This window comes from Streptomyces sp. NPDC029164 (genome assembly GCF_055563995.1).
Genome location: NZ_JBVHWW010000026.1, coordinates 101,615 through 119,194 on the forward strand (window position 1 = coordinate 101,615; position 17,580 = coordinate 119,194).

18 protein-coding genes and 2 pseudogenes are annotated in these 17,580 nt (G+C 71.3%); 7 read left to right on the forward strand and 13 right to left on the reverse strand.

All coding sequences use genetic code 11. The annotated features are described in order from the left end of the window. Positions 1–25 precede the first annotated feature (25 nt). Positions 26–331: an SbtR family transcriptional regulator gene (locus ACZ4VT_RS24660; RefSeq protein ID WP_467952728.1), complete on the reverse strand. Its 306-nt coding sequence runs from the start codon at positions 329–331 to the stop codon at positions 26–28. A gap of 195 nt (positions 332–526) precedes the next feature. Between ACZ4VT_RS24660 and ACZ4VT_RS24665 the strand changes: the two genes are divergently transcribed. Then, positions 527–1,054: a hypothetical protein gene (locus tag ACZ4VT_RS24665; protein ID WP_467952730.1), complete on the forward strand. Its 528-nt coding sequence runs from the start codon at positions 527–529 to the stop codon at positions 1,052–1,054. Positions 1,055–1,070: 16 nt separating this feature from the next. Here the strand turns inward: ACZ4VT_RS24665 and ACZ4VT_RS24670 are convergent, their stop codons facing one another. The 3 genes and pseudogenes from ACZ4VT_RS24670 to ACZ4VT_RS24680 form a co-directional block, all read right to left on the reverse strand. Further along, complete coding sequence (locus ACZ4VT_RS24670) at positions 1,071–1,481, reverse strand: four-helix bundle copper-binding protein (RefSeq protein ID WP_467952732.1); 411 nt, start codon at positions 1,479–1,481, stop codon at positions 1,071–1,073. Between the two features lie 141 nt (positions 1,482–1,622). After that, complete coding sequence (locus tag ACZ4VT_RS24675) at positions 1,623–2,144, reverse strand: DUF4396 domain-containing protein (protein ID WP_467952734.1); 522 nt, start codon at positions 2,142–2,144, stop codon at positions 1,623–1,625. A gap of 148 nt (positions 2,145–2,292) precedes the next feature. Beyond that, a pseudogene (locus ACZ4VT_RS24680) lies at positions 2,293–2,472 on the reverse strand (MFS transporter); the annotation flags it as partial. Positions 2,473–2,543: 71 nt separating this feature from the next. Between ACZ4VT_RS24680 and ACZ4VT_RS24685 the strand changes: the two are divergent. After that, positions 2,544–2,984 (forward strand): DUF6153 family protein, encoded by a 441-nt coding sequence (locus ACZ4VT_RS24685; protein WP_467952735.1) that lies wholly within the window; start codon positions 2,544–2,546, stop codon positions 2,982–2,984. 107 nt (positions 2,985–3,091) lie between these two features. After that, entirely contained in the window at positions 3,092–3,718 is a 627-nt protein-coding gene (locus ACZ4VT_RS24690; RefSeq protein WP_467952737.1) for a DUF305 domain-containing protein, read from the forward strand. A gap of 6 nt (positions 3,719–3,724) precedes the next feature. Here the strand turns inward: ACZ4VT_RS24690 and ACZ4VT_RS24695 are convergent, their stop codons facing one another. Both ACZ4VT_RS24695 and ACZ4VT_RS24700 read right to left on the reverse strand, forming a co-directional pair. Further along, the gene (locus ACZ4VT_RS24695; protein ID WP_467952741.1) at positions 3,725–4,222 is read right to left on the reverse strand and encodes a hypothetical protein; all 498 of its coding nucleotides are present in this window, start codon (positions 4,220–4,222) and stop codon (positions 3,725–3,727) included. Then, positions 4,219–6,816, reverse strand: a complete 2,598-nt coding sequence (locus ACZ4VT_RS24700; protein ID WP_467952743.1) for an AMP-binding protein — start codon at positions 6,814–6,816, stop codon at positions 4,219–4,221. Before ACZ4VT_RS24700 ends, ACZ4VT_RS24695 begins: the two co-directional genes overlap by 4 nt. Positions 6,817–7,029: 213 nt before the next feature. Here ACZ4VT_RS24700 and ACZ4VT_RS24705 point away from each other — a divergent pair, with 213 nt between their 5' ends. Genes ACZ4VT_RS24705 through ACZ4VT_RS24715 form a run of 3 tightly spaced genes read left to right on the forward strand, consistent with a single transcriptional unit; the run spans position 7,030 to position 10,694 of the window. Next, complete coding sequence (locus tag ACZ4VT_RS24705; RefSeq protein ID WP_467952745.1) at positions 7,030–8,049, forward strand: iron ABC transporter substrate-binding protein; 1,020 nt, start codon at positions 7,030–7,032, stop codon at positions 8,047–8,049. Positions 8,050–8,055: 6 nt separating this feature from the next. Further along, entirely contained in the window at positions 8,056–9,651 is a 1,596-nt protein-coding gene (locus tag ACZ4VT_RS24710) for an ABC transporter permease (RefSeq protein WP_467952747.1), read from the forward strand. Continuing rightward, positions 9,648–10,694 (forward strand): ABC transporter ATP-binding protein, encoded by a 1,047-nt coding sequence (locus tag ACZ4VT_RS24715; protein ID WP_467952748.1) that lies wholly within the window; start codon positions 9,648–9,650, stop codon positions 10,692–10,694. Before ACZ4VT_RS24710 ends, ACZ4VT_RS24715 begins: the two co-directional genes overlap by 4 nt. 173 nt (positions 10,695–10,867) lie before the next feature. On the opposite strand, the gene ACZ4VT_RS24720 is transcribed toward ACZ4VT_RS24715, so the two are convergent. From ACZ4VT_RS24720 to ACZ4VT_RS24750, 7 genes and pseudogenes are all read right to left on the reverse strand, one after another. Continuing rightward, complete coding sequence (locus ACZ4VT_RS24720; protein WP_467952750.1) at positions 10,868–11,437, reverse strand: phosphatase PAP2 family protein; 570 nt, start codon at positions 11,435–11,437, stop codon at positions 10,868–10,870. Between the two features lie 60 nt (positions 11,438–11,497). After that, positions 11,498–12,541: a YihY/virulence factor BrkB family protein gene (locus ACZ4VT_RS24725; RefSeq protein WP_467952752.1), complete on the reverse strand. Its 1,044-nt coding sequence runs from the start codon at positions 12,539–12,541 to the stop codon at positions 11,498–11,500. A 303-nt stretch (positions 12,542–12,844) separates the two neighbouring features. Beyond that, entirely contained in the window at positions 12,845–13,174 is a 330-nt protein-coding gene (locus ACZ4VT_RS24730; protein ID WP_467952753.1) for a plasmid stabilization protein, read from the reverse strand. A 224-nt stretch (positions 13,175–13,398) separates the two neighbouring features. Next, the gene (locus tag ACZ4VT_RS24735; protein ID WP_467952754.1) at positions 13,399–13,800 is read right to left on the reverse strand and encodes a cofilin family protein; all 402 of its coding nucleotides are present in this window, start codon (positions 13,798–13,800) and stop codon (positions 13,399–13,401) included. Between the two features lie 393 nt (positions 13,801–14,193). After that, positions 14,194–14,442, reverse strand: a pseudogene (locus ACZ4VT_RS24740) (CBS domain-containing protein); the annotation flags it as partial. 20 nt (positions 14,443–14,462) lie between these two features. Continuing rightward, the gene (locus ACZ4VT_RS24745; protein WP_467952756.1) at positions 14,463–14,957 is read right to left on the reverse strand and encodes a GNAT family N-acetyltransferase; all 495 of its coding nucleotides are present in this window, start codon (positions 14,955–14,957) and stop codon (positions 14,463–14,465) included. Beyond that, the gene (locus ACZ4VT_RS24750) at positions 14,954–15,322 is read right to left on the reverse strand and encodes an ArsR/SmtB family transcription factor (RefSeq protein WP_467952758.1); all 369 of its coding nucleotides are present in this window, start codon (positions 15,320–15,322) and stop codon (positions 14,954–14,956) included. Before ACZ4VT_RS24750 ends, ACZ4VT_RS24745 begins: the two co-directional genes overlap by 4 nt. A gap of 764 nt (positions 15,323–16,086) precedes the next feature. On the opposite strand from ACZ4VT_RS24750, the gene ACZ4VT_RS24755 reads away from it, so the two are divergent. Continuing rightward, on the forward strand, positions 16,087–17,451 hold the full coding sequence (locus ACZ4VT_RS24755; RefSeq protein ID WP_467952760.1) for an NAD(P)-binding domain-containing protein: 1,365 nt from the start codon (positions 16,087–16,089) through the stop codon (positions 17,449–17,451). Positions 17,452–17,580 lie beyond the last annotated feature (129 nt).

Here is a 17,580-nt window from a genome sequence, read left to right on the forward strand (position 1 = left end):
ACACGAAGCGGCGGCCCGGGCGGGTTCAGGGAACCGGGCGCAGGCCGTCGAGGGTGACGGCGACCAGGCGGGTCACCGCGGTCTGGGAGCTGAGGGTGGCCGCGGCGGTCAGGGCGTGCAGGCAGTACTGGGCGAGCTCGGCGGGTGGGACGTCGCAGCGCAGGTCGCGGGCTTCGATTGCTTCGGCGATGAGGTGCTGGAGCATGCCGTGCAGGTGCCGCTCGGCATGGGTGACGTGCTCGCCCTGGTGCAGGAGGGCGGCGAGTTCACCGCCGTGCCGCTGCCGCGCGATGCCCGCGTACGCCTCCAGGACGGCGTGCAGGCGCTGCACGTGCCGGTCTGGTCGCGGATGACCGCGAGTTGCTGGAGGTGGGCAGTGACCTGGCGCTCATGCCAGGCCAGCAGCACCGCCTCGACGTCGGGGAAGTACTTGTAGAGCGTCGCGCGGCCGACCAGTCGCGATCGCGCTGATCGTGGTGTTCGTGGTCGTGCACCTGGCCGGCGGCGGCATGGCGGGGCACGGGTCATGAGCCCGTTCCCGCCTCGGCTGCGCAAGCTGGCCCTCACACTTCACGTGACCGCGTCGGTCGGCTGGCTGGGCGCGGTAGCGGCGTTCCTCGCCCTGGCCGTGGCAGGTCTGACCAGCGGCGCGCCCCAGACGGTGCGGGGCGCCTACCTGGCCATGGACGTGGTCGGCTGGTGCGTGATCGTCCCGTTCAGTGCTGCCTGCCTGCTGACCGGACTGGTGCAGTCGCTCGGCACGGTGTGGGGGCTGCTGCGCCACTACTGGGTCATCGCGAAGCTCCTGATCACTGTCGTCGCGACCGTTCTGCTGCTGGTCCACATGCAGCCGGTCGGTCACCTCGCGGACGCGGCCGCCCGGGCGGCCCTTGCGGGCGGCGAGCTGGAGGGCATGCGCGTCCAGCTGATCGCGGACGCGGCCGCGGCCCTGCTGGTCCTGCTCACGGCCGCCGCCTTGTCGGTGTTCAAGCCGCGCGGGGTGACCCGCTACGGGCGCCGCCGCCAGCGCCGGCAGATCCCGCGGCCGCGCTGACTGGCCCCCGGGTCCGTCAGCCGAGTGCGCCGAGGAGTTCGTTGCACTCCTGTTCGCAGGAGCGGCACGCTTCGGCGCGGAGGCGGCAGTGCTCGTGCATGTCCGCGTGGCGTCCGCATTCGTCGCCGCACGCCTTGCAGACCACGGAGCGCGCCTTGAGGATCGCGGCGGTGATGTGGGCGTCGTAGCCGGTGTGGCGGGAGAGGACCGCGGCGGTGGTGGTGCGGATGTCGGCGCAGTCCATGTCGGTGCGGATGCACTTGGCGCGATCGCCGACCATGCCTTCGGACAGGCAGGCGTCAGCGCACGCCGTACACGCCTGTGCGCAGGCGATGCACTCCTCGATGCAGCGAGTGAGTGTGGCCTGGTCGATGTCGCCGAGGTCGGCCGGGTAGGTGGCGAGCATGTCTTTGACGGTGCTGGACATCGTCGGCGCCTCCGTTCCCCCGCGGGGCCGGCGATCCGGGGCGGCCGCCAAGGCCCCGGTACCTCCAGCCAGCACCTCCAGACGCGTAGGCGCCCGGCCGCACCGTGAGGTGCGGCCGGACGCGGGGCCGCACGGCTGCGGTCAGTGGTAGGCGTGGACGACGGCGTGGCCCTTGCCGCGGCCGATCATCCACTTGTTCACCGGCGTCGTGATCGCGAAGGCCACGGCGAAGCCGCCCAGCAGCGCCGTCCAGAACAGCGCGTCCGACAGGTGGGCGTCCATCGCCCCGGGGACCAGGGCGATGATCCCGTTGTCGACGAGCTCCATCACCGCGATCGAGACGGTGTCAGCGGCCAGCGCCACCTTCACAGCCGTCTTGAAGTCCAGGCCGGCCTTGCGGACCGCGAACAAGGTGAACGAGTAGCCGAAGACGAACGCCAGGGTGATCGCCAGGATCATCGTCTGGACGTTGCCCCACATCAGGGCGGTGCCGATGACCATGCCGAGGATCTCACCGATCGCACAGCCGGTCAGGCAGTGCAGCGTCGCCTTCGCCGCGGCCCCCCACGTCACCTTGCCCCTCTGATGCCCGGCGTGACCGGCGTGCGCCTGGTGCGCGGCGTGGTCGTGCGCGGCGGCTGTGTGGTGTGCGCTGTGGTCCATGACCGTCATCCCCAATCCCGTCCAGTGTGACCCCGCGCCCGCGGACTCACACCCACCACCGTATACCCCCTGGGGGTATATGCAAGAGGGTTCTTGGTTCCTCCATCGGGCGGGAGCCTTGCTCCTTGCCTCTGTGCCGCTGCGTGGGGAGGGCCTTGCCCAGCTCCTTCGGGCTGTGGCCGAGGGAGCATCATCAGCAGGGTCATCGAGGCAGGGGCGATCAGCGCGCCGCCCACCCCCTGCACGGCCCGGCCTGCGACCTCCGCCCAGGCGCTTTGTGCGGCCGCGGCCACGAGGAGCCGGCGATCAGGACGCTCCAGCCGGCCACGTCCCTCAAAGGGGGTTGGCGTTCGGGCCCTCGCCTCGCCGCCCGCGGAGGGAGCCGCTTACGATGCGGGCATGGACGGTCAGGTGGTGCGAGCGGTGAAGCCCTTCGGGCTGCGCTCCTCCCTGCTCCTTGTTCTGGTCGTTCTGGCGGGGCTGGTGGCCATGCACGGCCTGGGGCCCGCCCCCATGGCGGCCGCCGCACACGCGGCGGCGATTTCGCACCACGCGTCGGCCGTCGGCCACGAGAAGGCGATCGCCGACGGTGTCGCGTGCCGGGACGGGTGCGTCCATGCCGACGATCCGGCCGGCAACGGAGGCGGCGGACACGCCGAGCACGCCGATGCGACGTGCGCCGCCACCGGCACGGCCGGCGCCCCGGTTCTGCCCGCGCCCGCGGTCCTGCCCGGCCACGCCGAGGCCCAGACGGTCCTGGCGCACGGCGTCATCCCCGGCGCCACCGCCTGCGGACGGGCACCGCCGTCCCTGAGCGAACTGCAACTCCTGCGCATATAGGGCGGCCCCTGGCATGCCCGGCCTCCCAAGGGCCGGCCAGCCTCTCGGCCCCGCCTTACTTCCGCACGCCCGCCGACGCGCGCGTGCCGCACAGCAGGAGTTGCACCATGAGCACCAAGCGTTCCCTGATCCGCCGCGCTGCCGCCGTGGCCGCGGCTGCCACCGCCGCCCTCGTCCTCGCCGCCTGCGGCGGCAACGGCGATGACAGCGGCTCGGCCCACAACGGGCACAACGCCGCCTCCCCGTCCGCCTCCGCCCCCGCGCAGCAGGGCGACCACAACTCCGCCGACACCGCCTTCGCCCAGGGGATGATTCCCCATCACCGTCAGGCCGTCGAGATGGCCGACCTCGCCGCGACGCGCGCCGAGTCGGCCGAGGTGAAGAAGCTGGCCGATGAGATCAAGAAGGCTCAGGACCCGGAGATCAAGACCCTGTCCGGCTGGCTGACCTCCTGGGGCGAGCAGGTCCCGGCAGAGGGCGCCGGCCACGAGGGGCACGACATGTCCGGGATGATGACGGGCGAGGAGATGAAGCAGCTGGAAGCCTCCTCGGGCAAGGCGTTCGACACCGCCTTCCTGACGTTGATGGTCAAGCACCACGAAGGTGCCGTGGCCATGGCCAAGACCGAACAGGCCGAGGGCGCCTACCAGCCCGCCAAGGGCATGGCCGGTCAGATCATCACGTCCCAGAGCGCGGAGATCGCCCGGATGAACGCCCTCCTCGGGAAGAGCTGAGCCGCATCAGCACACCTCGGGTGCGGGGAGCCGGCAACGGCTGCCCGCACCCGGGCCGGACAGCCTTTCTTCCCCTTCGAGCGTTCTGGACCTCAGCCATGACCATCCGGGCACCTGCACGGTCTCGGCGTCGACCCGGCCGACGGCACCCTCTACGCCGCCGGGCACCTCGGCGGCTTCCTGAGCGCGCTGGCCGCCAGCACCATCCTGACCGGCAGCGACGGCACGTCCTTGGACCGAGCGCGGCCGCCTCCCCAAAGGCGCACGGCCGGCCGTACTGACTGCGGCCAGCCCCACCCGCCTCCTGGCCTCCGACACCAGTGACGCCGTCCACGAGTCCAGCTGGAACCCCTCCCGGGTGTGCTGTGCGGCTGGCGGACGAGTCATCGCCAGCCCCACCACCGCCGCCGGCAGCGCCTCCAGCAGGCCGAGGACGACCTGCCGGCGGTTGCCGGCGACCGTGCCTTCGCCCCGCAGGAGCTGCTGCTCGCGCCGGCCGCTCACCTGCCTCGGCGCAATCCTCGACTGCCGATGAACGGGGTGTGAGCCAGGCCCCGGACGGTAAGCGATCCGCGCAGCACTCTCGTCAGGCGTGCGACGCCCGTCGCGTAGGCGATGCCGAAGAGGAGCGAGGCGAGGAACGCCAGGTGCCGGGAGAACCCGTCGATGAGTGGGAAAATCTGCCAGTGGGTCAGGTAGATGTACAGGGAGCTGGTCGCGAGGAGACCTGCCAGTTGGTTGAGGCGCTCGCGGCTGGGGACGGTGGGCACCCACACCAGAAGCGCGAAGCCGGCCATGATGATCGCTTCGCGTCCCGGGTCGCCGGGAAAGAAGCCCGGCACGGTGGCCAGGGCCGCTGCGGTGACCAGCAGGCGCTGTCGCACGGTGGTGGCCTTCGCCGCCGCCCAGCCGAGGGCGAACAACCAGAAGACGGTGATCGCGTCGGGTATCTGCTCGCGGTCCGGCAGGCCGACGAGGTCGTAGCGCGTGAGCAGCCCCAGGCCGGCGAGGGCCAGGGGCAGGGCGTACGGGAACCGGCGCTCAGCACGGTCCACGGCCGGGAGGCCGAGGACCGCGACGGCGGCGATCAGGATGTAGACGAGGGCCTCGATGAACCAGAACTGCATCCCGGTCTTGAGGTCTTGCGGCCCGAGGACACTGTCGAGCAGGAAGAGGTTGGCGAGCGTGTAGTCGTCGTTGAGGAGGAGGATCAGGCCGATCCAGGCCATGCTCGGCAGTGCGACGCGGGCGATGCCGGTCCAGACCCGGCGTACGCGTACGCGCCGTTTTGCGGCGGTGAGGTGGAAGCGGGCGAAGTTGTATCCGGCGACCGCGAGGAGGACGTGCGCCCCTCCCTTGATGCCGAAGACATGGATATGGGATCCGACGATGCAGAAGATCGCCAGGGCGCGGAGCGCGACGCTGGTCTCCAACGCCCGCTTGCGGGAGGAGGTAACCGTCTGCTCAGGCTGGCGGAGGTCCCGGATCGGTGTCGTGTGCCAGTTGGCCGGCAGGTGGCCGAGTCGCTCTTCGAGGTGGATCGACATCTCGACGTACGAGAGCGAGTCTCCGCCCAGGCTGACGAACGAGCTGTCCTCCGTCACGTCCGTGCGGTCGAGAACTCTCGCATAGAGCAGGCAGAGGCTTTCCGGGATGCCGTCCGGGGTGGCCCTGGGGCCGGTGGCGGTGTCCGGCGCCTGGCGGCACAGTTCGCGGACAGCGTGGTAATCGGGCTTGCCCGTGGGCAGGCGGGGAAGGTCCGGGAGGATACGGACGCGGACCGCACGGGCCGGCAGACCGCACTCTTTGGCCACGAGCCTGCCTGTCGTTCGGGCTTCTGAGTCGAGGGCACCGACCGCTACGACATACAGGGCCTCGTCGTCGCCGGTACACAGGGCGGTGGTGTCGTGCCGTGCGAGCATCGCCTCGACCTGCCCGGGGTCGATGCGCAGGCCGAGGATTTTCGCGAAGCGGCTGCTCCGGCCGAGGATTTCGTAGAGCCCGTCGGGGGTGCGGCGTGCGATGTCGCCGGTGTGGAGTTCGTGCACGGTCCGGCCCAGGGCGAGGTCGCCGGATGTGTGGGCGTAGCCGAGCATGACATTGGGGCCTGAATAGACCAGTTCGCCGGTGTTGTCTTCGGGGCGCTCGGGCAAGGGGTGGAGGCGGAAGGAGCCGCCGGGGATGGCGATTCCCGCTGCCTCGGGGCGGGATTCTGCGAGGTGCGGCGGCAGGTAGGCCATGCGGGCCGTCGCCTCGGTCTGGCCGTACATCACGAAGAGCTCCCAGCCGGCGGCGCGGCCGAGTGCGGCGTAGCGCCGGACCTGGTCGGGAGCCAGGCGGCCGCCGGCCTGGGTGACATAGCGCAGGTGGGGCAGTTCCATGTCGGCGAAGCCGACCCGGTCGAGCAGGTCGAAGGTGTACGGAACCCCGGCCAGGGACGTCCCCCGCGCGGCCTTGAAGAGCTCCCAGAAGCAGGTGTCCGCGACCGACAGGTCGGTCAGGATCAGTCCGGCGCCGCGCAGGAGGTGGCTGTGGACGACGGACAGGCCGTAGCAGTAGTGCAGGGGCAGGGTGGTCGCGGCGCGGTCGGTGTCCCGGATGTCCAGGTACTGCGCGATGGACTCGGTGTTGGCCTGGAGGTTCTCGTGCGACAGCCGGACGAGCTTCGGCGATCCGGTCGAACCGGAGGTGCTGAGCAGCAGAGCGAGGTCCGGATGCAACGCGTGCGCCGAGACCGCGCGCCGCTCCTCGATCAGCATGTCCCCGCCTTCGGGGCGGGCCACGACGTCCGGATCGTACGCCTCGATCAGGGACTTGACTGCTTCGGGGTGGTCGCCCGGCACCAGGAGGAGGGGGTGGCCGGCCGCGAGGGCGGCGAGGTGGACGACGAGGGCATCGAGGGTGTTGGCACCGACCAGCAGGACCAGACGGCGCTCCCTGCCGAGGCGGCGGGCCGCCCTGTCCACGCGCGCGGCCAGCTCGACGTAGCTGACCGGGCCGTCGGCCGTGATGACGGCGGTCCGGTCGCCGTGGGCGGCGAGGCCGTGGGCGAACGGGACGGACTTGGCGCCTGGAAGCTGGTCGGGGAGGACTGTCACGGGCGCATCTTAGGAAAGGCTTACCTCGCCGGACAGTCACAGGAAAGTCACAAGTGGCCCATTGAAGATCCACAGGAAAATAAGCGGTAGGGTCGGCTCCGCCGATCCGCGGGCCGGTCGATTTGTTGCGTGCGTCACTCTTGACCTTAGGTTAGCTTTACCTTACTTATGGGGTGTTCCCGGTTCTCCGCTGCCCTTGCAGGAAGGCTTCCCATGCGACGCCCCTTGGTCCGACGCTTGACCGCGCTCTTCGCGGCGGCACTTCTCCTCCCCGCCGTCGCAGGCTGCGGTGTCGACGAGGACGACGCAGGGCTCGTCATCTACTCCGGCCGCAACGAGAAGCTGGTCAAGCCCCTCCTGGACGAACTGGAGAAGGCCGTCGGCACCACGGTCGCCGTCCGCTACGGCGAGAGCGCCGAACTCGCCGCGCAGATCCAGGAGGAGGGCGGCAAGACCAAGGCCGGCCTGTTCTTCTCCCAGGACGCCGGCGCTCTCGGGGCCCTGTCCACCAAGGGGCTGCTGGAAAAGCTTCCCCAGGCATCCCTCGACAAGGTGGACGCCGGATTCCGCGGGGGCGCCGGTGACTGGGTGGGCACCTCCGGCCGCGTCCGCGTCCTCGCCTACAACCCGGGCAAGGTCACCAAGGTTCCCGACAGCGTGCACGACCTGGTCAAGCCGGAATGGAAGGGCAAGATCGGCTACGTCCCGACCAACGCCTCCTTCCAGGCCTTCGTCACCGGGATGCGCGTCCTGGAAGGCGACGACGCCACCCGGGCCTGGCTGAAGGGCCTGAAGGCCAACGAACCGAAGGTGTACGAGAACAACCTGAAGGTCCTGGACGGCGTCGGCAAGGGCGAGGTCTCCCTCGGCCTGATCAACCACTACTACTGGTACGAGCAGGTCGCCGAGAAGGGCGAGGCCAAGGTCAAGGCGAAGATCCATTTCCTTCCCGGCGGCGACCCCGGCGCCCTCGTCAACACCGCCGGCGTCGGCATCGTCAAGGGCAGCGACCAGGCACCTGCCGCCCAGAAGGCCGTCGACTTCCTGCTCTCCGAGAAGGCGCAGAAGTACTTCGCCGACGACACCAAGGAATACCCGCTGGCCGCCGGCGTGACCAGCACGGTCACGGGCCTGCCGCCGCTGGCCTCCCTGGACGCCCCGAAGATCGACCTTGGAAAGCTGGAATCTCTTCAGGAGACCCTGAAGATGCTCCAGGAAGCCGGGATGGTCTGACCCCTCATGCCCTCCACGGATCCCGTCACGCCGACGGATCCGGCCCCTGCCCACCGCCCGGCCGGCGCCACCGCGCCGACCGGGCGGTGGCGCGCCGGACGCCGGCCACCCACCATCCTGCTCGTTCCTGCGGCCGTCGCCGCCGTGTTCGCCCTGCTCCCGCTCGGCTACCTCGCCGTCCGCTCCCTGGAGCGCGGCCCGGCCTTCGCCTGGGACGTCATCGCCGACGAGCGCACCGCCCAACTGCTCGGCCGCAGCCTCGCACTGGCCGCCGTGGTCGTCTCGGCCTGCCTGGTTGTGGGCGTATCGCTGGCCTGGCTGACCGTACGGACCGACCTGCCCGGCGCCCGCGCATGGTCGGTGGTGGTCACCCTGCCGCTGGCCGTGCCGAGCTACGTCGCCGCGTTCGCCTGGCTGTCCGCCTTCCCGGAACTGGCCGGCTTCACCGGGTCGGCCCTCGCGCTGACGCTGGTGAGCTTCCCGTACGTCTATCTCCCGGTCACCGCCGCCCTGCGGGGTACCGATCCGGCGCAGGAGGAGGTCTCCCGCTCGCTCGGCCACGGGCCGCTGAAGACCTTCCTGCGGGTGACGCTGCCGCAGTTGCGGCCCGCGGCCGCAGGCGGGGCGGTACTCGTCGCGCTGTACGTGTTCTCCGACTTCGGCGCCGTGTCGCTGATGCGCTACGACACCTTCACCCGCGGCATCTACACCTCCTACCGGGCCAGTTTCGACCGCACCCCGGCCGCCGCGCTCAGCGTCGTCCTCGTGGTGGTGACGATCGCCCTGGTCTTCGCCGAGGCGCGGACCCGGGGCCGTGCCGGCCACGCCAGGACAGGCGGCGGTACAGCGCGCCCCGCCGTCCCCGCCGAGCTGGGCCTGTGGCGGGTGCCAGCTCTGACCTGGTGCGCGGTGGTCACCGGCGCCGCCGTCCTCACCCCGCTGGCGACGCTCGGCTACTGGCTGGCCGTCGGCAACTCCGCGACCTGGGACCCCTCCACACTCCTCGACACCGCCGCCACCACCCTCGGCGTCGCCGCCGCGGGCGCGGCCCTCACCACCCTGCTCGCCCTGCCGGTCGGCGTGATCGCCGCGCGCTACCGCGGCCGGACCGCTCAGCTGCTGGAACAGTCTGCCTACGCCGGCCACGCCCTTCCGGGCATCACCGTGGCCCTGTCCCTGGTCTTCTTCGCGGTCCGCTACGCCGAACCGATCTACCAGGAACTCCCGCTGCTGGTCTTCGCTTACGCCGTGCTCTTCCTGCCCGTAGCCGTCGCCGGCACCCGCGCCGCCGTACTCCAGTCCCCGCCCGTCCTGGAAGACGTCGCACGCTCCCTCGGCCGCTCCCCGCTGAAGGTGCTGCGCGAGGTGACCGTGCCGCTGGCCGCCCCCGGAGTCGCAGCCGGAGCAGCCCTCACCTTCGTCGTGTGCATGAAAGAGCTGCCGGCCACCCTCCTGCTGCGCCCCACCGGCATGGACACCCTGGCCACCCGCCTGTGGACGGAGACCGGTACCGGATCCTTCGCCGCCGCCGCGCCCTACGCAGCCGCGCTGATCCTGCTGGCCGCCATCCCGTCCTACCTCCTCGGAAGGCACCGCACATGACCGACCTTCAGATCACCGGACTGGGCAAGGCGTACGGCCCCGGCGGGCCGGTCCTCGACGCACTCGACCTGACCGTCCCCGGCGGCGCACTGGCCGCCGTACTCGGCCCCTCCGGCTGCGGCAAGACCACACTGCTCCGCATCATCGCCGGATTCCTGCGCGCCGACGTGGGCACCGTCACCCTCGGCGGACGCACACTCTCCGGCCCCGGAGTCCACCTGGCGCCCGAGCGCCGCCGCATCGGCATCGTGCCGCAGGAAGGCGCGCTCTTCCCCCACCTCAGCGTGGCCCACAACGTCGCCTTCGGCCTGACGGATCTTGACCGGGCCGCGCGCCGACGCCGCACCGAGGAGATGCTCGAACTCGTCGGCCTCGCGGGCTACGGCGACCGCATGCCGCACGAGCTGTCCGGCGGCCAGCAGCAGCGCATCGCCCTGGCCCGGGCCCTGGCACCGAAACCCGCTCTGGTCCTCCTCGACGAGCCGTTCAACGCCCTCGACGCCGCCCTGCGCACCGGCGTGCGGACCGACGTACGCGCCGCCCTGCACGCGACCGGATCCACGGCCCTGCTTGTCACCCACGACCAGCAGGAGGCACTTTCCACCGCCGACCTGGTCGCCGTCGTCCGCAACGGGAAGGTCGCCCAGTGCGACACGCCCCACGAGGTCTACCGCCGCCCCGCCGACCCCTGGGTCGCCGCCTTCGTCGGTGACGCGGTACTCGTCTCCGGCACGGCGGACAACCAGTCGGCGACCACAGCCCTCGGCCGCATCCCCCTCACGAACCCACCGGGCGGGCTCAGCCAGGGAGTCGTGCTCCTCCGCCCCGAACAACTCCACCTCACCGACACCGCTTCGGCGGAGGCAGCCGGCATGGTCACGGAGACGCGCTTCTACGGCCACGACGCCATGGTCACCGTCGCCGTCGACGGCGTGGACGCGCCCATCGACGTACGGGTACCCGGCCAGGCCCCCGTCCGCCCCGGCCAACGCACAGGCATCACCGTGACGGGTGAAGCCACCCTGCACCCCACTCCCGCGTGACGCTTCCCGCCGCGCCCCGGGGGCGTCCAACGGCGCTCATGCTCGTTGGTCGCGATGACCTGCCCGTTCATGAGAACAAGGCACTCACCTTTGCCGGGCTGGCGGCGGACCTCGAAACGAGCTGCCGTGGCAACCCTCCCTGTCGCGATGTGCGCGCTGCTGTCACGGCGCGCCTACCGCACAGGCAGCCGGTCACCCTCAGCCACTGAAGGCCAGCCCACGTGGTGGATGAGCAGGCGGGGCGTTGCACGGACAAGGATGGCCGCGGCCAGGCCGATGGCGGCGCCGGCCGCGACATCGGAGGGGTAGTGCGCGCCGCTGTGGACCCGCTCGATGGCCACCAGCACGGTCGGTACCGCGCAGGCGGCACCAGCCCACGGCCACGTGGGCGCGACGGCGGCGGTGAACGCCACAGCGGCGGCGGCGTGCCCGGAGGGGAAGGAGGAGCTGTCGGGCCGGTCTTCGACACCGTCGTGCGGGATCCACTCCTTGGGCGGGCGGCGCCGCTCGACCAGCTGTTTCGCGACCCCGTTGGACAGCAGCTCCGCCACCGCCATGGCCGTGATCCCGACGGCGGCGGCCTTGCGGCCCCGCCGGCCCCCGCTGACTGCCATGACCAGCGCGGCCGCCCACCACAACTTCGTATGCTCGGCCGCCTCCTCGATCGGCGGCAGCAATCGCCGCGCCCAGGCGGAGTCCCAGGCGGCCATCTGCCGCGTGAGCCGATGATCGCTGTTGCGCATCGAGGCCGGGATCCCCATACACCTCGCCGCTTCCCCGGTCAGTGCCGCGCCCCACGGTTCTCACTCCAGGCGGCGGCGGTCCTCATCACTCCACTTCCGGGTGTCCCGGGGCTCGACGTAGGGCTCCTCGTCTTCCGGGTGGCCGCCGGCGATGGCGCGCTGGCGAACCAGTTCGGCGTCGAACTCCAGGCCCAGCAGGATGGCCAGGTTGGTGATCCACAGCCAGATCAGGAAGACGATCACGCCGGCGAGGGTGCCGTACGTCTTGTTGTACGAGCCGAAGTTCGCGACGTAGAACGCGAAGCCGGCCGAGGCGATCATCCAGATCACCAGCGCCAGGAAGCTGCCGGGGGTGACCCACTTGAAACCGCGGCCCTTGGCGTTCGGGGCGGCCCAGTACAAGATCGCGATCATGGTCGTGACGAGCAGGACCAAGACCGGCCACTTCGCGATCGACCACACCGTCATCGCGGTGTCCCCGATGCCGAGGGCGGCGCCCGCCTGCCGGGCCAGGCTGCCGGTGAAGATCACGATCAGGGCACTGGCCACCGCGAGGATCATCAGCGTGATCGTCAGCGCCAGCCGCAGCGGCAGCACCTTCCACACCGGCCGGCCCTCGGGCATGTCGTAGACGGCGTTCGAGGTGCGGATGAACGCGGCGACGTACCCGGAGGCCGACCAGATCGCCACCGCCAGGCCCACGATCGCCACGAGCGAACCGATACCGGCGTTGCCCTGCAGCTGCTGGACCGCATTGCTGATCACATCGCGCGCGGAGCCGGGCGTCAGCTTCTGCAGGTTGTCCAGCACCTGTCTGGTCGCCGACTCGCCGGCCATACCCAGCAGCGATACCAGCACCAGCAGGGCCGGGAAGAGGGCCAGCACCCCGTAGTAGGTCAAAGCGGCGGCCCGGTCGGCCAGCTCGTCGTCCTTGAACTCCTTCAGCGTGCCGCGAAGCGTCGCCGTCCACGAGCGTTTCGGCATCTGCGACAACCGGTCCGGAGCCCGCTCTTCCACCTGCCCATCCGGTCCCGCGCCCTCAGTCCGCCCCGTCCCCCGCGGCTCGGGCGCGCCGCCGGGCTCTCCGTTCGGTGTACGTGTCATACCCGGCGGCTTTCCTCTTCCGGGCGTCTCATGCACCGACCGCAAGTCCAGCCGGTTCCGGGCGGGGCAGCGGGGCAGCGGGGCGATCCGCGGGGCGTGCCGAATCGACCTTCATGGCGTCTGTAGCGGCGATGGGACAGAAGTGGGCGCTGGGGCGGAGGATGCCTCGGGCGGCGGTACTCGTCTCGGCCGGAAGCGACGCGGGCGATGTCTGCCTGGGCGATGCTCCCGACGAGGAGGTGCCCGTCGATGACGGGCACGCGCGTAGCTGCCGAGCCGTAGGCGCGGCCCTACCTCGTGCGGTCAGTGGCCCAGGGCGTTCTTGAGCTGCTGCTTCGTCATCGTCGAGCGGCCCTCGATGCCACGCTTCTTCGCCTCCTGGTAGAGGTCGTCCTTCGTACGTTCCGAGGAGCCGCCTCCACCGCGCGCCCTCTCACCGCCCCGCTGCGAGGCGGGTTTGCCCTGCGTGGAGCTGCGGACGGCTGTCGTGCTCTCTCCGGAGCGGGCACGTTCCTTGTTCACCGTTCGGGAAGCCATCTCCTTCGCGCGGCCCTCTGACATGCCGCGCTTCTCACCGGATTCCTTGATGTGCTCGTACTGGCGCTCACGCTTGGGACCGGAACCTCTGGGCATGACGAATCCCTTCTCGACACTGTCGGGTCACCGTCATGCTGGGCGCAGCCGGAGCACCACGCACCCCCGGCCAGGCCAGACGAGGGGTCCGCCTGGCAGTCCCCTGCCGGACTCTGGTCGCGCGGTTCATGGTGGGACGGTGTCGAGCGGATCGCGCCGGGGCGCAGACGCGCCGAGTTCGGCGGGAGAGCGCCGAGGAGTTCTGTGGTCTGCGCTGCTCGTCCTCAGCCGGCGAGGGCGACGAGCCTTCGGTACTCCAGCTGGTCTTGCCGTCTGGCCGTGAGGTGGACGTGCACGTCGGGGAGGGACTCCTTCAGGAGGGCGTAGCCCGCTGTGTAGGCCTCTTCCTGGGCTTCGGCGTCTGCCGGCAGCCAGAGGATCAGCAGCATTTCGTGTCGGCGTGCGCCCTGCGGGGTGGCAAAGGACAGCTCGTGGACGATCAGGCGGGCCTGGTCCGCGGGCAGGGCCGAAACCAGCTCGTCATGGGTCAGATTGCCTTCCACCTCCGGCGCCGGCACGCCCGGGGAATCCGCGAACCGGAAGATCACGGTATTGATCTCCCGCGCCTGCCTCAGGTGGTCGAGGGCATCCCGGCAGACCTCCGTCAGACCGATCGGACTGGTCACGAAAACCTCGCGTCGCTCGGGGCCTGGGGGTCACCCTTCCACCCTGGTGGGCGTGACGGTTCTGGGCCGGCCTCGGGCAGCAGGCCGAGCATGTCCAGCAGCAGCACCAGATCTCTCGCGCCGACGGCGCGGGAAGCAACAGCGCGGCGCGCCGCCGCACGGTCCGCTGCCCCGAAATACGCCAGGAGTGCCGGCGCGTCACAGCCAAAGGGATCCTTCACCCGCCGATCCCACCACGCCCACTCGCCGGGTGCAGCCGAACTGCTCCAGGTGCGCCAGGCCTCCGTCCCGGGGCCGACTGCCGGACATCGTCAACCTCGATCGACCTAGTGCGTGACCGCCATGGCGAGGCAGCGTTACACGTCTGCCGCGCTGGTCGCCTCACCCGCATCCCTACGTGGCGCCGCCCGGCGATGGAGCCCTGCCCGGACGCCCATCGCCGGGACACCCCGCCAACCCCGGCCTCCGGGGCGAGGCCTTTTGACGGGGACCGTCCCAGTCGGCGGAGAGGGCGAGCCGGTGCCCGTCGATGACAGGCAGACGGCGCACCTGGTGCTCGCTCATGGTGCGCATGATCTCGGCAGCGTCGTCGTCGGCGCCGATGGTGACCGCCTCCCCCCGCGCCAGCTCCCCGGCCTTGACCTGGCTTGCCCTGACCGCTCTCACCCCACGTTCGGACTGCGTCGCTCCAACAGGACGACGTCGCGCCACACGCCGTGGTGGCGGCCGATCCGCTCGCGAGTGCCGATGATCCGGAAGCCGGCCCGGGCGTGGACGGCGAGGCTGGCGGTGTTCTCGGGAAAGACCCCGGACTGGATGGTCCAGAGGCCCGCGGTCTCGGTGGAGGAGATCAGCGCGTCCAGGAGCGTGCGGGCGACGCTGCGGCCGCGCGCGACGGGGTCGACGTACACGGAGTGCTCGACCACGCCCGCGTACGCGCACCGGTCCGAGACCGCGCTCGCCGCGACCCAGCCCACAACCCGACCGTCGTCGACGGCGACGAAGCGGTGGTCGGGCAGCCTTGCCTTGTCGAACGCGGCCCAGTCGGGAGCCTTGGTCTCGAAGGTCGCGTTGCCCTCGTCGATCCCAGTCTGGTAGATGCGCAGCACCTGCTCGGCGTGCCCGGGCAGCAGCGCCTCGATCCGCACCGTGGTCACGCCGTCTTCGCGGCGCCGGCCAGCAGCGCGCCCATAGCGGCGAGTACGGACGGCTCGACCCGGTAGTACACCCACGTCCCGCGACGCTCGGAGGACAGCAGTCCGGCTTCCTTGAGCTTCTTCAGATGGTGGGAGACGGTGGGCTGGGAGACGCCCACGTCGGAAATGTCGCAGACGCACGCTTCTCCGCCCTCGTGGGAGGCGACGGCGGAGAACAGGCGCAGGCGGACGGGGTCGCCCAGGGCCTTGAACATCTTCGCGGCGACCTCGGCCTCCTGGGCCGACATGGGGCGCTCGTTCAGCGGCGGGCAGCAGGCCGCGACGGTGTCGGGCTCCAGGAGCGGCAGAACCTTCGTGTTCGACATACGTCTATGTTGACATACATCGAACTAGTGCGCAGGGGTCGGATGCCGGCCAGGTGTGCGGCCAGGCGGCGGGCCGCCCGGGCGGCGTCCCTGCCGACGCCGCGCAGCGTGTTCGAGGACAGGCTGCGCTGCCACTCCAGCCCGACGAAGGCCAGGCCCGGATGGACGAGGGAGGTGCCATCGCGGGGCGGGGGTGTCCGGCGGGGTCGAGGACGCCGTGGAGTCCGGCCAGGTAACAGCCGCCCGCCACCCTCCGGCTCGACCGTGAACCCGGCGCCGTCCACCCGGACCGCGACCACGCGCCGGCCGGTGCGGATGTCGGCCTGCAGTCCGTCGGCATAGGCGGTCAGGCAGCCGACGACCCTGAACCCGGCCGGGGAAACCACGCGCTCCACGACCACCCCCAAGAATTAGATGAATGTCTATGTTGACGCCTATCGATACAGGTGTCATCCTGATCACACAAGCCATAGACAAACTTCGAAACACGCGGGAGTCGTCATGAACGAGCCGGTCACCCCTACCAGCACGACCCGCGCAGAGGCGGCAGGTTCCTGTTGCGGCCCCACCCCCGTGCAGCCCGCCGAGGTGGCGCCCGCCCAGTCCTCACCCTGCTGTGGCACCAGGGAGAGCGCGGAAGCAGCCGGAACCTGCTGCGACCCGCAGGCCCAGCGCGAAGCCGTCGCCACCGGCGCCGGCTGCTGCTGCTGCTGACCAGCTGAAGTCCCCGCCCGCCCGCCTGCACGAAGACCCGGAGACATGCCATGAGCGAGACCACCACCGAGCTGCCCGTCGTCGTCATCGGGGCCGGCCCCGCCGGACTCGCGGCCGCCGCCCACCTCCTCGACCGCGACATCACGCCTCTCGTCCTGGAAGCCGGCCCCCTCGCCGGGGCCGCCGTGCGCGAGTGGGCTCACGTGCGGCTGTTCTCCCGCTGGGGCGAGCTCGTCGACCCGGCCGCCGAGAAGCTCCTGGCCCCGACCGGCTGGACCAAGCCCGCCGAGGACACCTACCCCTCCGGCGGGGACTGGGCCGAGCGCTACCTCCAGCCGCTGGCCGACGTGCTCGGGGAGCGGGTCCGCTACGGAGCGCGCGTCACCGGCGTCTCCCGCACCGGCCGCGACCGCATCGTCGACGCCGACCGCGACACCCAGCCCTTCGTCGTCCACTACGAGAACGCCGACGGCCACGAGCACCGCCTCTTCGCACGCGCCGTCATCGACGCCTCCGGCACCTGGTCCACCCCCAGCCCCGCCGGCGGCAGCGGACTCGCCGCCCTCGGCGAGAAGGCCGCCGCCGACCGCATCACCCACCGGGTCCCGGACCTGAAGGACCCCGCCGTTCGCGCCCGCTACGCCGGGAAGCGCACCGCGGTCATCGGCTCCGGCGCCTCAGCCTTCACCACCCTCGCCTACCTCGCCGATCTCGCCAAGTCCGACGACGGCCAGGGGACTCACGCCACCTGGATCCTGCGCCGCGGGATCTCCGGCTCGACCTTCGGCGGCGGCGAGGCCGACCAGCTGCCGGCCCGCGGCGCCCTCGGCCTGGCGGCCAAGGCAGCGGTCGACGGCGGCTACGCCGACGCGGTCACCGGTTTCCGCACGGGCGCCTTCGAGCGTGACGGGGAGGGCCGCGTGATCCTGATCGGTGAGGACGGACACCGTCTCGACCCGGTGGACGAGGTCATCGTCCTGACCGGCTTCCGCCCTGACCTGTCCTTCCTGGGCGAGCTGCGCCTGGGCCTGGACGAGCGCCTCCAGGCTCCGGTCGAGCTGGCTCCGCTGATCGACCCGAACCAGCACTCCTGCGGCACCGTCTACCCCCACGGCGTGAACGAGCTCTCCCACCCGGAGAAGGACGTCTACCTCGTCGGCATGAAGTCCTACGGCCGCGCCCCCACCTTCCTCGCCATGACCGGCTACGAGCAGGTCCGCTCCATCGCCGCCCACCTCGCAGGCGACCGCGAAGCCGCCGAGCGCGTCGAACTCACCCTCCCCGAAACCGGCGTGTGCGGCGGCGCGGGCCTCTTCGAGGAGCCCGCGGCCGCAGAGGAGACCGGTGGCGGGTGCTGCGCGGCCCCGGCCACCCTCACCATCGGCGCCGTTCCCGCTTCCTCCGGCGGCTGCTGAGGTGAGCGACCTTCAAAGCGGCGGGGGGGGGGGGGGGGGGGGGGGGGGGGGGGGGGGGGGGGGGGGGGGGGGGGGGGGGGGGGGTTTGGCGGGAGAAACACCGCTGGCCAGCTCACCCCCCCCCCCACC